The organism is Pseudomonas sp. (genome assembly GCF_030684895.1).
Lineage (GTDB): Bacteria > Pseudomonadota > Gammaproteobacteria > Pseudomonadales > Pseudomonadaceae > Aquipseudomonas.
On the sequence record NZ_JAUXXP010000069.1, the window covers coordinates 71,492 to 85,864 of the forward strand.

At 60.0% G+C, this 14,373-nt stretch carries 17 protein-coding genes and 1 pseudogene; 15 read left to right on the plus strand and 3 right to left on the minus strand.

Annotated elements, in window-relative coordinates:
- Positions 1 to 8 precede the first annotated feature (8 nt).
- Positions 9 to 587, minus strand: a complete 579-nt coding sequence (locus tag Q8M42_RS15750; RefSeq protein ID WP_304862991.1) for a nucleoside triphosphate pyrophosphatase — start codon at positions 585 to 587, stop codon at positions 9 to 11.
- A gap of 120 nt (positions 588 to 707) precedes the next feature.
- On the opposite strand from Q8M42_RS15750, the gene Q8M42_RS15755 reads away from it, so the two are divergent.
- From Q8M42_RS15755 to Q8M42_RS15815, 13 genes are all read left to right on the plus strand, one after another.
- The gene (locus tag Q8M42_RS15755; RefSeq protein ID WP_170049017.1) at positions 708 to 1,235 is read left to right on the plus strand and encodes a YceD family protein; all 528 of its coding nucleotides are present in this window, start codon (positions 708 to 710) and stop codon (positions 1,233 to 1,235) included.
- Between the two features lie 13 nt (positions 1,236 to 1,248).
- On the plus strand, positions 1,249 to 1,431 hold the full coding sequence (rpmF, locus tag Q8M42_RS15760) for a 50S ribosomal protein L32 (protein ID WP_002552688.1): 183 nt from the start codon (positions 1,249 to 1,251) through the stop codon (positions 1,429 to 1,431).
- 3 nt (positions 1,432 to 1,434) lie between these two features.
- The gene (gene plsX / locus Q8M42_RS15765) at positions 1,435 to 2,445 is read left to right on the plus strand and encodes a phosphate acyltransferase PlsX (RefSeq protein ID WP_304862995.1); all 1,011 of its coding nucleotides are present in this window, start codon (positions 1,435 to 1,437) and stop codon (positions 2,443 to 2,445) included.
- 104 nt (positions 2,446 to 2,549) lie between these two features.
- Positions 2,550 to 3,488, plus strand: a complete 939-nt coding sequence (gene fabD, locus Q8M42_RS15770; RefSeq protein WP_304862997.1) for an ACP S-malonyltransferase — start codon at positions 2,550 to 2,552, stop codon at positions 3,486 to 3,488.
- Positions 3,489 to 3,503: 15 nt separating this feature from the next.
- Positions 3,504 to 4,247 (plus strand): 3-oxoacyl-ACP reductase FabG, encoded by a 744-nt coding sequence (fabG, locus tag Q8M42_RS15775; RefSeq protein WP_304862999.1) that lies wholly within the window; start codon positions 3,504 to 3,506, stop codon positions 4,245 to 4,247.
- Between the two features lie 196 nt (positions 4,248 to 4,443).
- Positions 4,444 to 4,677, plus strand: a complete 234-nt coding sequence (acpP, locus tag Q8M42_RS15780) for an acyl carrier protein (protein WP_058066290.1) — start codon at positions 4,444 to 4,446, stop codon at positions 4,675 to 4,677.
- Between the two features lie 106 nt (positions 4,678 to 4,783).
- On the plus strand, positions 4,784 to 6,028 hold the full coding sequence (fabF, locus tag Q8M42_RS15785; protein WP_304863009.1) for a beta-ketoacyl-ACP synthase II: 1,245 nt from the start codon (positions 4,784 to 4,786) through the stop codon (positions 6,026 to 6,028).
- On the plus strand, positions 6,028 to 6,843 hold the full coding sequence (pabC, locus tag Q8M42_RS15790; protein WP_304863011.1) for an aminodeoxychorismate lyase: 816 nt from the start codon (positions 6,028 to 6,030) through the stop codon (positions 6,841 to 6,843). Before fabF ends, pabC begins: the two co-directional genes overlap by 1 nt.
- Before the next feature lie 3 nt (positions 6,844 to 6,846).
- Positions 6,847 to 7,899 (plus strand): endolytic transglycosylase MltG, encoded by a 1,053-nt coding sequence (gene mltG / locus Q8M42_RS15795; RefSeq protein ID WP_304863013.1) that lies wholly within the window; start codon positions 6,847 to 6,849, stop codon positions 7,897 to 7,899.
- A 9-nt stretch (positions 7,900 to 7,908) separates the two neighbouring features.
- A complete protein-coding gene (gene tmk / locus Q8M42_RS15800; protein ID WP_304863014.1) occupies positions 7,909 to 8,541 on the plus strand; it encodes a dTMP kinase in 633 nt (210 codons plus the stop codon).
- Positions 8,534 to 9,520, plus strand: coding sequence for a DNA polymerase III subunit delta' (locus Q8M42_RS15805; protein ID WP_304863016.1), 987 nt, complete (start codon positions 8,534 to 8,536; stop codon positions 9,518 to 9,520). Before tmk ends, Q8M42_RS15805 begins: the two co-directional genes overlap by 8 nt.
- Before the next feature lie 36 nt (positions 9,521 to 9,556).
- A complete protein-coding gene (locus Q8M42_RS15810) occupies positions 9,557 to 9,913 on the plus strand; it encodes a PilZ domain-containing protein (RefSeq protein WP_090238100.1) in 357 nt (118 codons plus the stop codon).
- A gap of 63 nt (positions 9,914 to 9,976) precedes the next feature.
- Positions 9,977 to 10,759, plus strand: a complete 783-nt coding sequence (locus Q8M42_RS15815; RefSeq protein ID WP_304863021.1) for a TatD family hydrolase — start codon at positions 9,977 to 9,979, stop codon at positions 10,757 to 10,759.
- Between the two features lie 235 nt (positions 10,760 to 10,994).
- Here the strand turns inward: Q8M42_RS15815 and Q8M42_RS15820 are convergent, their stop codons facing one another.
- Complete coding sequence (locus tag Q8M42_RS15820) at positions 10,995 to 12,128, minus strand: aminotransferase class V-fold PLP-dependent enzyme (RefSeq protein WP_304863023.1); 1,134 nt, start codon at positions 12,126 to 12,128, stop codon at positions 10,995 to 10,997.
- A gap of 76 nt (positions 12,129 to 12,204) precedes the next feature.
- On the opposite strand from Q8M42_RS15820, the gene Q8M42_RS15825 reads away from it, so the two are divergent.
- Both Q8M42_RS15825 and Q8M42_RS15830 read left to right on the plus strand, forming a co-directional pair.
- Positions 12,205 to 12,843: a TetR/AcrR family transcriptional regulator gene (locus Q8M42_RS15825; RefSeq protein WP_090247979.1), complete on the plus strand. Its 639-nt coding sequence runs from the start codon at positions 12,205 to 12,207 to the stop codon at positions 12,841 to 12,843.
- A 79-nt stretch (positions 12,844 to 12,922) separates the two neighbouring features.
- Positions 12,923 to 13,891 (plus strand): GTP 3',8-cyclase MoaA, encoded by a 969-nt coding sequence (locus Q8M42_RS15830; protein ID WP_304863027.1) that lies wholly within the window; start codon positions 12,923 to 12,925, stop codon positions 13,889 to 13,891.
- A gap of 146 nt (positions 13,892 to 14,037) precedes the next feature.
- Here Q8M42_RS15830 and Q8M42_RS15835 read toward each other — a convergent pair.
- Positions 14,038 to 14,373 (minus strand): annotated as a pseudogene (locus tag Q8M42_RS15835) (hypothetical protein); the annotation flags it as partial.

The following is a 14,373-nucleotide window of genomic DNA, read 5'->3' on the forward strand; positions in this document are numbered from 1 at the left end:
TGTTGCTTTTAGGGGGTGTCGATACCGCTGGCTTGCAGCATGTCCACCAGGCGAATCAGTGGCAGGCCGATCAGGCTGTTGCTGTCGCTGCCTTCTGTGCTGCGAAACAGGCTGATGCCCAGGCCTTCGGCTTTGAAGCTGCCGGCACAGTCGAAGGGTTGTTCGGCTGTCAGGTAGCGCATGATTTGCGCCTCGCTGAGCGGCCGAAAATGCACGGTGAAGGGTACGCAGTCGGTTTGCTGTTGGCCGGTGGCGCTGTTGAGTAGTGTGAGGCCGGTCAGAAAGGTGACGCTGTTGCCGCTGGCGGCCAGTAACTGCTCGCGAGCGCGCTCTAGGGTGTGTGGTTTGCCGAGGATCTGCGTGCCGAGTACTGCGACCTGGTCCGAACCGATGATCAGGTGCTGGGAGTGGGTTGCGCTGAGTGCCTGGGCTTTTTCCAATGACAGGCGGCGCACCAAGGTGTCTGCGTCTTCATCGGGGTGCCGTGTTTCATCGATGTGCGGGGCGCTCCAGGTAAAGGGTAGGCGCAGGCGGGTGAGCAGTTCGCGTCGGTAGGGTGAGCTGGAGGCGAGCACCAGAGGCAGCACGGCGATTTCCTTCTATATAGGAGTTTGCAGGGGGGGGGCGATTCTAGCTGTCGGCCCATATGCTGGACAGGCCGAATTTCCTTTGACAGCGGCGGGTTGCATCCCTAAAATGCGCCGCCTATGTCAAATGGCCCGATTCCACCTCACGTTGATCCGCGCAAATTAGCCGATCGCAGCGCCACCCTCGAAGGTGAGCTGCAACTGTCAGATTTGCAGCGACTCTGCGGCCCGCTTGCCGATAACCAAGGCATGGTGCGTACGAAGTTCTTCTTCGAGCGCGACGAGCGCAATGCTGTAGTTTTTCACAGCGAGCTTGAGGTTGAAGTCAAGATGGTTTGCCAGCGTTGTCTGGAGCTGGTCACTTTACCGATCCATAGCGCGTGTGATTACGCTGTGGTGAAAGAGGGTGCGAATACCCAGTCAGTGCCGCAAGGCTATGACGTGATTGAGTTGGGTGAAGACCCATTGGATCTGCTGGCGCTGGTTGAGGAGGAGCTTCTGCTTGCCTTGCCCATTGTCCCGGCTCATGACCCTAAAGATTGCCAGCAGCCGACCGGCCTCGAAGAGCCCGAGTCGAGCGAGGACGAGGTAACGCGGTCCAACCCGTTCAGTGTATTGGCGCAGTTAAAGCGTGACCCAAACGTTTAGGAGTTAATTAGTTATGGCTGTTCAGCAGAACAAAAAATCCCGTTCCGCCCGTGACATGCGTCGTTCGCACGATGCCCTCGAGGCCAGCACCCTGTCGGTCGAGAAAACCACCGGTGAAATTCACCTGCGTCACCACGTATCGCCAGAAGGCGTTTACCGTGGTCGTAAAGTGATCGACAAGGGCGCTGACGAGTAAATCTTGTCCGCTCCGATCATCGCGATTGATGCAATGGGTGGGGACTTCGGTCCCCACTGCATTGTTCCAGCCTGCATCTCCTGCTTGGCTGAATACCCTTCGTTGCATCTGGTCCTCGTCGGCCAATCCTCTCTGCTTGAATCTCTGATTGCCCGCTACCCCCATGTTGATCGTGCACGCCTGCGCGTTGAGCATGCTGGCGAAATTATCGCCATGGACGAGCGGCCGGCGCAGGCGCTGCGTGGCAAGCCGGATTCGTCGATGCGTATCAGTCTTGAGTTGCTGCGCAGCGGTGCGGCGCAGGCCTGTGTCAGTGCTGGTAATACCGGGGCGCTGATGGCGCTATCGCGCTACGTGCTGAAAACCCTACCGGGGATTGATCGTCCGGCCATGGTCACGGCCATTCCGACGCAGGCGGGCTTCTGCCATTTGCTCGATTTGGGCGCCAATGTCGATTGCAGTGCCGAGCATCTTTACCAGTTTGCTGTGATGGGCTCGGTTACCGCTGAGGCGCTGGGTACTGTGCGTCCGCGTGTGGCGTTGTTGAACGTGGGTACTGAAGACATCAAGGGTAATCAGCAGGTCAAGTTGGCAGCCAGCCTGCTACAGCAGGCGGAGGGCCTGAACTACATCGGTTTTGTCGAGGGTGATGGGCTGTATCGCGGTGAGGCTGATGTGGTGGTGTGCGACGGTTTTGTCGGCAATATCTTGCTCAAGTCCAGCGAGGGCCTGGCGGCGATGATTGCTGGGCGGATTGAGGCGCTGTTTAAATCCAGCCTGGCTGCGCGCATGGTCGGTGCTTTGGCGTTGCCGCTGTTGCGGCGCTTGCAGGGTGAATTGGCCCCGGCGCAGCACAATGGTGCGAGTTTTGTTGGGTTGCAGGGTATTGTGGTGAAAAGCCATGGTGCGGCTGGGCCTGATGGCTTTAAAAGCGCTATTCGCCGAGCATTGCGGGAGATTGAAGAAAATCTACCGCAGCGATTGCATGGTCGCCTGGGTGAGCACCTGCTTTAGAATGTGACCGCAGCGGGCAGCCTGTCATCCAACTGTCAGTTTCTTGCGCTTGGCTAGGCTGGGCGCGTATTACCGACGATCACGATCATTAGGAACAGGTTTCCATGTCTGCATCTCTCGCATTCGTCTTTCCGGGTCAGGGTTCCCAGTCGCTGAGCATGCTCGCCGAGCATGGTGCACAACGACCGCTGATCCTCGAAACCTTCGCCGAGGCTTCTGAAGCCCTCGGTTATGACCTCTGGGCGTTGACCCAGCAAGGTCCTGAAGAGCAACTCAATCAAACTGACAAAACCCAGCCGGCGATTCTCACCGCCTCTGTTGCGCTGTGGCGCGCTTGGCTTGCCGAGAGCGCCGCGCGGCCGACTTTTGTTGCTGGGCACAGCCTGGGTGAATACTCGGCGTTGGTAGCGACGGGCAGCTTGTCGCTGGCTGCTGCGGTCAAGCTGGTGGAGCATCGCGGTCAGCTGATGCAGCAGGCGGTTCCAGCCGGGCAGGGCGGCATGGCGGCGATTCTCGGTCTGGAAGATGCTGATGTATTGGCTGCCTGCGCCGAAGCTGCGCAGGGTGAAGTGGTCAGTGCGGTGAATTTCAATGCGCCGGGCCAGGTGGTGATCGCCGGTGGCGCTGCTGCCGTTGAACGCGCCATTGAGGCGTGCAAGGCACGTGGCGCCAAGCGCGCCATGCCCTTGCCGGTTAGCGTGCCGTCGCATTGCGCGTTGATGCGCCCTGCGGCTGAGCGCTTTGCCGAGGCGGTGGCGGCGATTGACTGGCAGGCCCCGCAGATTGCTTTGGTGCAGAACGTCAGCGCTGCGGCAGTGACTGATCTGGAAGGGCTCAAGCGTGATCTGCTGGCTCAGCTCTACAGCCCGGTGCGTTGGGTTGAGTCGATTGTTTGCTTGTCTGCGCAAGGTGTGACCGATCTGGTCGAGTGCGGTCCAGGCAAGGTGCTGTCTGGTTTGAACAAGCGCTGCGTAAAGGGCATCAATACCCATAACCTGGACACCCCGGACGCCTTCGCTGCGGCGAACGCGGCCCTGGTCTGATTAAGGAGAAACGTTATGAGCCTGCAAGGTAAAGTTGCACTGGTCACCGGCGCGAGCCGCGGTATTGGTCAGGCGATTGCCCTGGAGTTGGGGCGTCAGGGTGCCGTGGTTATCGGTACCGCTACCACCGCTTCGGGTGCTGAACGCATTGCTGAAACCCTGAAAGCCAATGGCATTGAAGGGGCCGGTCTGGTACTCGATGTCAGTGACAGCGAGTCTGTCGCCAGCACCCTCGAACATATCCAGCAACATCTTGGTCAGCCGTTGATTCTGGTCAATAACGCCGGCATCACCCGCGATAACCTGATGCTGCGGATGAAAGATGACGAGTGGTTCGATGTCATCAACACCAACCTGAGCAGCTTGTACCGGCTGACCAAGGCGGTGCTGCGCGGCATGACCAAGGCGCGTTACGGTCGCATCATTAATATCGGTTCGGTGGTGGGCGCCATGGGCAACGCCGGGCAGGTCAACTACGCAGCTGCTAAGGCCGGTCTTGAAGGTTTTGGCCGTGCGCTGGCGCGTGAAGTGGGTTCTCGGGCGATTACCGTGAACGCCGTGGCACCAGGCTTTATCGACACCGATATGACCCGCGAATTGCCAGAAGCACAGCGTGATGCGCTGCTGACTCAGATTCCGTTGGGCCGTTTGGGGCAGGCCGAAGAGATCGCAAAAGTGGTCGCTTTCCTCGCTTCTGATGGCGCGGCTTACGTTACAGGCGCTACTATCCCTGTGAACGGCGGGATGTACATGAGCTGAATGTGACGGATGGCTTCAGAAAACTGTCATAGATGCTGTCTAAAATCCGTTATAAAGCTGCAACAGGTTTGTAGGCAGGTCGTTGAAGTGTTTGTGGGGCTCCCCGGCATTCAGCTTGAAATGCTAAAAACCCTTTCTATACACTTGGCCGCAGCACAGTGGCCAAGATTTGTCCCATTAGGAGTGAGAACAACGTATGAGCACCATCGAAGAACGCGTCAAGAAAATCGTTGCCGAGCAACTGGGCGTCAAAGAAGAGGAAGTAACCAACAGCGCTTCCTTCGTTGAAGACCTGGGTGCCGACTCTCTTGACACCGTTGAGCTGGTGATGGCTCTCGAAGAAGAGTTCGAGACCGAGATCCCGGACGAACAAGCCGAGAAGATCACCACCGTTCAGGAAGCGATCGACTACGTTACCGCTCACGCGTAAGACGTAATCGTCGGCTCCCGACTCGGAAAAGCCGCACTCCCTTATCAGGTGTGCGGCTTTTCTTTAAGCGCTTTCCAGGCGTTGATAACTAGAAAAGGAGATTGCTGTGTCGCGTAGACGCGTCGTGGTTACCGGTATGGGCATGCTGTCGCCATTGGGTAACGATGTGCCGAGTAGCTGGCAGGGCATTTTGGCTGGTCGCAGTGGCATTGGCCTGCTTGAGCACATGGATCTTTCCGCTTTTTCCACGCGCTTTGGTGGTGCGGTAAAGGGCTTCAACGTCGAGGAATACTTGTCGGCCAAAGAGGCGCGCAAGCTCGATCTGTTTATCCAGTACGGCCTCGCTGCCAGCTTTCAGGCTGTGCGCAACTCCGGCCTGGAGGTCACCGATGCCAACCGTGAGCGCATCGGCGTGGCCATGGGCTCCGGTATCGGCGGCCTGACCAATATTGAGAACAACTGCAAATCGCTGCATGAGCAAGGGCCACGGCGCATCTCGCCGTTCTTCGTGCCAGGCTCGATCATCAATATGATTTCCGGCTTCCTGTCGATCCATCTTGGGCTGCAGGGACCGAACTACGCCATTGCCACGGCCTGTACCACCGGTACGCATTGCATCGGCATGGCGGCGCGCAATATCGCTTATGGCGAAGCCGATGTAATGGTCGCCGGCGGCGCCGAGATGGCCGCCTGCGGACTGGGTATGGGCGGCTTCGGTGCTGCCCGCGCACTGTCGACCCGCAATGATGAGCCGGCCAAGGCCAGCCGTCCGTGGGACAAGGATCGCGATGGTTTCGTGCTCTCCGATGGCGCTGGCGCGCTGGTGCTGGAAGAGTTGGAGCACGCCAAGGCGCGTGGCGCGACCATCCACGCTGAGCTGATCGGCTTTGGTATGAGCGGTGATGCCTACCACATGACCTCGCCGCCGGAAGATGGCGCAGGTGCGGCGCGCTGCATGACCAATGCTCTGCGCGATGCCGGGCTGAATCCTGAGCAGGTGCAGTACATCAATGCTCATGGCACCTCGACTTCGGCTGGCGACAAAGCCGAAGTGGCGGCGGTGAAGTCGGTGTTTGGCGAGCACGCTTACAAGCTGGCCGTCAGCTCGACAAAGTCCATGACCGGTCACCTGCTCGGTGCTGCCGGCGCGGTGGAGGCGATCTTCAGCATCCTCGCGCTGCGTGATCAGGTGGCGCCGCCCACCATCAACCTGGATAACCCTGACGAAGGTTGCGATCTGGACTTCGTTGCGCACCAGGCCAAGGCCATGGCGCTGGACATAGTGCTGTCCAACTCCTTTGGTTTTGGTGGCACCAACGGCTCGCTGGTGTTCCGCCGGTTCGCCGGTTAATGCTGAGCTGGGTCGATGGCCAGCCGGTCGAGTTGCTGTCCGTCAAGGATCGTGGCTTGGCCTACGGCGATGGGCTGTTTGAGACCATCGCCGTAAATGCCGGGCAGCCGGTTCTGCTGGAGCGCCATCTGACTCGTTTGGCCGAAGGCTGTGTGCGGCTGAAAATCCCCCTCGACCTACCCGCTGTGCGTGCCCAGCTGCTGGCCTTCAGTCAGCAGTTGGGCGAGGGTGTGGCCAAGTTGATCCTCACTCGTGGTGATGGGCAGCGTGGCTATGCGCCGCCTCAGCCTGCTCAACCGCGAGTGATTTTGCAGGCAACTGCCAAACCGGTTTATCCCGCAGCCTATGCCGAACAAGGTATACGCCTGTTTGCCTGCGCTACGCGTTTGGCTGAGCAGCCGTTGCTGGCGGGCCTGAAGCATCTCAATCGACTGGAGCAGGTGCTGGCGCGCAGTGAGTGGCAGGACGCCGAACATGCCGAGGGTCTGATGCTGGACACCAGCGGCCGGGTGGTCGAGGGCGTTTACAGCAACCTGTTGCTGGCCAGTGACGGTGTGCTGATTACCGCTGACCTGTCGCGTTGTGGGGTTGCCGGGGTGATGCGCGCTGAGTTGCTGGCCCAGGCGGCCGCGCTTGGGATTGAGTGTCAGGTACGCGATATCAGCTACGCCGAGTTGCTGGCGGCGGACGAAGTCATGCTGTGCAACAGCGTCTACGGCGTGTGGCCAGTTCGCGCTTTGCTTGCACACGACTGGCCGGTCGGCCCGCTCACCCGTAAACTGCAGGCCATTGCCCGCGATCTACTGGACTGCTGATTCGTGATACGTAAAATTTTGCTGCTGCTGGAAGGCGGTGTGTTGCTGGCTGGCCTGCTGGTGGCGTTTGCCGCCTGGCAACAACACACGGCGCTGCATCAGCCGCTGAACCTGACTGAAGAGTACCTGGTGGATGTGCCGGCAGGCGCGACGCCGGGTGGTGTGCTCAATCGTCTTGAGGCTGATGGCATCCTCGATCAGGCCTTCTGGCTGCGCCTTTACTGGCGCTTCAATCTGCGCAATCAACCCCTGCACAGTGGCGAGTATCGCCTGACCCCAGGTGCCACCGCGCTGGATATGCTCGGCCAATGGCGCCGCGGTGAAGTGCTGCAATACAGCCTGACACTGGTTGAAGGCTGGAATTTTCGCCAGGTTCGCGCCGCACTGGCCCGCGAAACACGCCTTGAGTTGACCCTGAGTGAACTGAACGATGCCGAGCTGATGAAGACGCTCGGCTTGCCCGGCTTGAACCCGGAAGGGCGCTTCTTTCCTGATACCTACAGCTTTGTCCGTGGCATGAGTGATGTTGAGCTGCTCAAGCAGGCGCATGTGCGGCTGGAGCAGGTGCTGGCTGAGGAGTGGGCGCAGCGGGCCAAGGACCTGCCGTACAAGGAGCCCTACGACGCCTTGATCATGGCCTCGATGATCGAGAAGGAAACCGGCGTGCCGCAAGAGCGTGGCGAAATTGCCGGGGTATTTGTGCGGCGTCTGCGCATCGGCATGCGCCTGCAAACCGATCCAACGGTGATTTACGGCATGGGCGAGCGCTACAACGGTCGCATTACCCGCGATGACCTGCGTCAGCCAACGGCTTACAACACCTACACCATCGACGGCATGCCGCCGACGCCTATCGCTCTGGTCGGCCGTGAAGCGATTCATGCGGCGCTCAATCCGGTGGCCGGCAGCAGCCTGTACTTCGTCGCCCGTGGTGATGGCAGCCATGTATTTTCCGACACCCTGGAACAGCACAACCGGGCCGTGCGTGAGTATCAACTCAAGCGCCGCGCCGACTATCGTTCCAGCCCGGCCCCAGTCGCGCCCAATAATCAGTAAGGACAGCCTGTGAGCGGTTTGTTTATCACCCTGGAAGGCCCGGAGGGCGCAGGCAAGAGTACCAACCGTGATTACCTGGCCGAGCGTCTGCGTGAGCACGGCATCGATGTGTTGCTGACCCGTGAGCCAGGTGGCACGCCGTTGGCCGAACGGGTGCGCGAACTACTACTGGCACCCAGTGATGAGCCGATGGCGGCCGATACCGAGCTGCTACTGGTGTTTGCCGCGCGCGCGCAGCACCTGGCGCAGGTGATTCGTCCGGCCTTGGCGCGGGGCGCTGTGGTGCTCTGTGATCGCTTTACCGATGCGACCTATGCCTACCAGGGCGGCGGTCGGGGGCTCTCCGAGGTGCGTATCGCCTTGCTGGAAGAGTTCGTTCAGGGCTCACTCCGCCCGGACCTGACCCTGGTGTTCGATCTGCCGGTCGAGGTGGGTCTGGCCCGCGCCGCGGCACGAGGTCGGCTGGATCGCTTCGAACAGGAAGGTCGGCAGTTCTTTGATGCCGTACGCCAGACTTACCTGCGCCGCGCCGCTGAGCAACCGCAGCGCTACCGTATTCTGGATGCCGCGCGATCCTTGAGCGAAGTGCAACAGGCTCTGGATAAGCTGCTGCCGCAACTGCTGGAGCTGCAGCGTGGCTGAAGCCTACCCCTGGCAGGATTCACTCTGGCAGCAACTCGCTGGCCGTAGCCAGCATGCCCACGCTTATCTGCTGCATGGGCCTGCCGGCATCGGCAAGCGCGCGCTGGCCGAGCGGCTGATGGCGCGGTTGTTGTGCCAGCAGCCCGATGGTTTGAACGCCTGTGGTCAGTGCAAGTCTTGCCATCTTCTGGCGGCTGGCACCCATCCGGATAACTACATTCTGGAGCCGGAGGAGGCCGACAAGGCGATCAAGGTCGATCAGGTGCGTGATCTAGTCAGCTTCGTGGTGCAGACCGCGCAATTGGCCGGGCGCAAGGTGGTGTTGGTCGAGCCAACCGAGTCGATGAACGTCAACGCCGCCAACGCCTTGCTGAAAAGTCTGGAAGAACCGTCCGGTAATACCGTGCTGCTGTTGATCAGTCACCAGCCCAGCCGCCTGTTGCCGACGGTGAAAAGCCGCTGTGTGCAGCAGGCTTGTCCATTGCCAAGTGAGGCGATGAGCCTGGCATGGCTGGCGCAGGCATTGCCCGGTTGTAGCACCGAAGAACATAACGAGTTGCTGTTTCTTGCTGCAGGCTCGCCGCTGGCCGCGCTGAAGATGCATGAGCAGGGCGTGATCGCGCAGCGTGCGCAGGTGGTTGAGGGGGTAAAGAAGCTGCTTAAACAGCAGATCGCGCCCAGCCAGCTGGCCGAAAGCTGGAATGCGGTCTCCCTGCAATTGCTGTTCGACTGGTTCTGCCAGTGGTCGCAGCTGATGCTGCGCTACCAATTGACCCGTGATGAAGACGGGCTTGGCCAGGCTGACATGCGCAAGGTGGTGCAGTACCTGGCGGATAAAACCCCGCAGCCGAAAGTGCTGAATATGCAGGATTGGTTGTTGGCGCAGCGTCAGAAAGTCCTCGGCAAGGCTAACCTTAACCGTGTCTTGCTTCTCGAAGCCTTGCTGGTGCAGTGGGCAAGCTTGCCCGGACCGGGCTAGAATCGGCCATTAAGTGAATAAAATCAGGAATGCCGCATGAGTCTGCCTCCTAACTTGGGCCCGCGTAACGGAATTTTGTCGCTGACAATCAAGGACAAATCCGTGCTTTATGCCGCTTACATGCCCTTTATCAAGAACGGCGGCCTGTTTATTCCAACCAATAAGAGCTACAAGCTCGGCGATGAAGTGTTCATGCTGCTCAACCTGATGGACGAGCCGGAAAAGATTCCGGTCGCCGGCAAGGTCGTCTGGATCACCCCCAAGGGTGCTCAGGGCAACCGCGCCGCTGGTGTGGGTGTGCAGTTCAATGATGGCGACAACACCGCGCGCAACAAGATCGAAACCTACCTGGCCGGTGCGCTGACCTCGGATCGCCCGACGCACACCATGTAAGTGGTTTCCCCTCCTTACTGCGGTGCCCGCTCTGTGGCACCGACTTTCAAGTGATTGTTTCCCATGCTGGTTGATTCCCACTGTCACCTTGATCGCCTCGACCTGGCCGCCCATGGCGGTTCACTCGACGCGGCGCTGGATGCTGCGCGTGCGCGCGGTGTTGGTCATTTCCTGTGTATCGGCGTCAGCGCCGATAATGCCGCTGCGGTCAAAGGCCTGGCTGAGCGTTATGCCGATGTCGATTGTTCGGTCGGCGTGCACCCGCTGGACCTTGAGCCCGGTGCAGCGCCCGCGCTGGACTGGCTACTCGGTGAGTTGAATCACCCGCAGGTGGTGGCCATCGGCGAAACCGGGCTGGATTATCACTACGAGCCAGAGTCCGCAGCGCTGCAGCAAACGTCATTTCGTCTGCATCTGGATGCGGCGCGGATTACCGGTAAGCCGGTGATCGTGCATACCCGCGAGGCGCGTGCTGACACCCTGGCGCTGCTACGCGAAGCGGCGCTCCCGCAGGGTGGCGTGCTGCACTGCTTTACCGAAGACTGGGAAATGGCCAAGGCCGCGCTGGATATCGGCTTTTATATTTCGTTGTCCGGCATCGTCACCTTCCGCAATGCCGAGTCGCTGCGTGAAGTAGCGCGCCAGGTGCCGGTCGATCGGCTGCTGGTGGAAACCGATTCGCCGTATCTGGCGCCGATTCCGCATCGCGGTAAGCCGAACCTGCCGGAGTACGTGCGTGATGTAGCCGAGTACCTGGCGGTGCTGCGTGGCGTCAGCTTCGAGCAGTTGGCCGAACAGACTACGGCCAACTTCAAACGCCTATTCCCGCTGGCTCGGGTGGTTTGATCAATCTTTCCTGAAAAGCCGAACACAAAAAAAACCCGGCCTCTGGGGGATGAGACCGGGTTAAGACCATTAGGAGTAAATCAAGGTACGCGGTCCACGGTACCTTGCCTGGCGGGGCGCTTGGGGGATACGCCGCACACCAGTACTGCTCAGTATTGGTGAAGATTGCCGAACGTCCAGGCCGTTTACCGTCATTCTTAAACGGATTTGGAATACAGTGCACGCTGCTGAGTCCTCAAGCAGTCGCCAGCTGTTGCAGCAGCGCCAGCGTCTCTTCAATAACCCGGGGTTCTGTGTAGAAGTGCGGCGACAGGCGGATGCCTGCACCGCGTTGTACGCAGATCACCTGCTGCTCCTTCAGGTGTTCAAACAGGGCTTGGTGCTGCCAGCCATCCAGGCTGAAGGTCAGAATTCCCGCACGTTGCTGACGCTCCAGCCTGCCGTGCAGGTGTGCGCCGGGTACCTTGTGCAGGCCATCAATCAACCATTGCATACGGTCCTGCAGAGCCTTCTCGACCTGCGCCATGCCCACCTCTTCAAGCAGCGATAGACTGGCTTCCAGGGCCATGGCGCCGAGCATGTTCGGGCTGCCGCACTCAAAGCGCCGGGCGCTGTGAGCGGGCTCCCAGGTGCTGCGCTGGTAGTCGCCGGCATGCTCGAGCATATGCCAGCCGTATTCATGCAACTTGAGTTGTGCACGCAGATCGCTGCGGCAGTAGAACACCCCTAGCCCTTCCGGACCGAGCAACCATTTATGCCCGTCGGCCATGGCAAAGGCACACTCGCTGGCCTGTACGTCGAAGGGCAGGGCACCGAGCTGCTGGATCGCATCGATGCACAGCAACACGCCACGCGCCTGACAGCCCTGGCCCAGGCGCGGCAGGTCTAGACGCAGGCCGCTGGCGTACTGCACGGCGCTGATTGCCATCAGTCGTGTGCGCGGGCCGCAGGCAGCGAGCAAAGCGGCTTCGGCATCACCCTGATGCAGATTGACCTGCACGACCTCGACGCCCTGCGGGGCGAGTGCTTCCCAGACAATTCGGTTGGAGGGGAATTCTTCATCACTGATCACCACCTGATCACCGGCCCGCCAGTCCAGGCCGAAAGCGACGAAGGACAAAGCCTCGGAGGTGTTTTTCACCAGGGCGATATCCGCGCGCGACGGCGCGTTGAGCAGGCGCTGCAGGCGCTCGCGTAGGCGGCGTTCGACCTGCAGCCAGTTTGCGTAGTCGCGCGCGCCGGTTTGCGCGTTCTCGATGGCAAACCGGCTAACTGCATCGACTGCCCGTTGTGGCCAGGGTGAAACGGCCGCGTGGTTGAGATAACGCAGGCCGGGAAGTTGCGGAAACTCGTCATGAACTGCGTACATGGTCGGATGATCCGTGCAATTTGTCGTTAGTTAGGCATAATACGCGCCTTCGTTTTTTTGACCCCGTAGTCCTTTTATGCATAAAGAACCCCGCAAGGTCCGTGAGTTTCGCCGCCGCGAACAGGAAATTCTCGACACAGCACTGAAGCTCTTCCTCGACCAGGGTGAAGACAGCGTGACTGTGGAGATGATTGCCGACACGGTTGGTATCGGTAAAGGCACCATCTACAAACATTTCAAATCCAAGGCGGAAATCTACCTGCGCCTGATGCTCGACTATGAGCGCGATCTCAACGAGCTGCTGCACTCGGCCGATGTCGACCGTGACAAGGAAGCGCTGTCGCGCGCCTACTTCGAGTTCCGCATGCGTGACCCGCAGCGCTATCGCCTGTTTGACCGTCTGGAAGAGAAGGTGGTCAAGGGCAACCAGGTGCCGGAGATGGTTGAGCAACTGCACAAGATCCGCGCCTCCAACTTCGAGCGTCTGACCCAACTGATCAAGGGCCGCATCGCCGAAGGCAAGCTGGAAGACGTGCCGCCGTATTTCCATTACTGCGCCGCCTGGGCGCTGGTGCATGGCGCCGTGGCGCTGTATCACTCGCCGTTCTGGAGCAATGTGCTGGAAGATCAGGAAGGTTTCTTCCAGTTCCTCATGGACATCGGCGTGCGCATGGGCAACAAGCGCAAGCGTGAGGGCGACACCCCGGCTAGCTGAGGTATTCAGCGGGTGGATAACGAATCTGCTGCGTTGGCGGCGCCCCTATACTCGGCGCTCACCTTAGCTGGAGTCATGCATGATCGTTGACCGCCAGGGCAGACGCTTCCGCAATTTGCGGATCAGCCTGACCGCCGCCTGCAACTATGCCTGCACCTACTGCGTACCCGATGGTAAGCGGCTGGTCGCAGCGCAAGACGAGCTCTCGGCCGAGGCCATGCTGCGTGGCGTGGCCTATCTGATCGAAGCCGCTGGTATTGAGCGCTTGCGCATCACCGGTGGCGAGCCGCTGGTCAGTCCCAAACTCGACGTTTTTTTGCGCGGCGTCAGCCAGTTCGGTTTGGCCGATATCAGCTTAACCAGCAATGGCCAGCTGCTTACGCGCAAATTGCCGCTGCTGCTGGAATGCGGCATCCGCCGCTTGAATATTTCCCTGGACACTCTCGACGCTGCGGCGTTTCGCACGATTGCCCGTGGCGGCGACCTGGCGGCAGTCCTCGATGGGCTGCAGCAGGCGCGGGCGGCGGGCATCCAGATCAAGGTCAATATGGTGCCGCTGCGCGGGCAGAACCTCGATCAGGTGCTGCCGCTGCTCGACTACTGCCTGGCTAACGGTTTCGAGCTGCGTTTTATCGAGCTGATGCGCATGGGGCACCTGGCTCGCGATGGCAATGGCTTCCAGCGTCAGTTTATCGGCATGCCCGAGCTGTTGGCGCTGATCGGCAGTCGCTACGAGTATGTCCAGGCCCACGCTGCGCTGGACGCCACCGCGCTGCGCTACGCCATCCCCGGTGTTGGCCACTTCGGCGTAATCGCCAATGAAAGCGTGCCGTTCTGCCGCACCTGCTCGCGCCTGCGCCTGTCCTCGACCGGCTGGCTGCACGGCTGCCTATCCTCGAGCAATCGCCACTACATCGGCGACCTGCTAGACAAGCCGCGCCACCAGGCGTTACCTGCACTGCAGGGCTTGTTGGTCAAGGCACTGGGTGACAAACAGGATATTGCCTTCTCTGGCGGTGCAACCGTGATGAAGATTATTGGCGGCTAAGGATGGTCTGAAATAGTCATGTATTTCTGGATGACTTCAGTCCTTGCCGATTTTGAACGCGGTAAATTGATCAAAACCGACCAGATCGTCCGCTCATTTCTGGTTTTTTAGCCGCCACAAGCACCTCGCGGCGGCTATTCCCCGCATTACAGGCGCACCTCTCCTGCCGTTGCCAGTAAATGTCTGCGCGCCATCCACAGGTTCGACAGCGCGAACAGCGTGACCAACTGCGCCGTGTTCTTCGCCAGACCACGCAAGCGCACTTTGACGTAGCCGAACTGCCGTTTGATCGTAACCGCTCCACAACCCCCACCTTCAAATAATCCCTGTACGACCTGATGCTGAATCGCCCCGGGTTTCGTGGAGGCCTCAACTCTTGAGAAGATGAGGCTATGAAAAAGACCACGACCTACTCCCCTGAAATCCGTGAACGTGCCGTGCGCATGGTTCTGGAGCACCTGAACGACTATCCATCCGAGTGG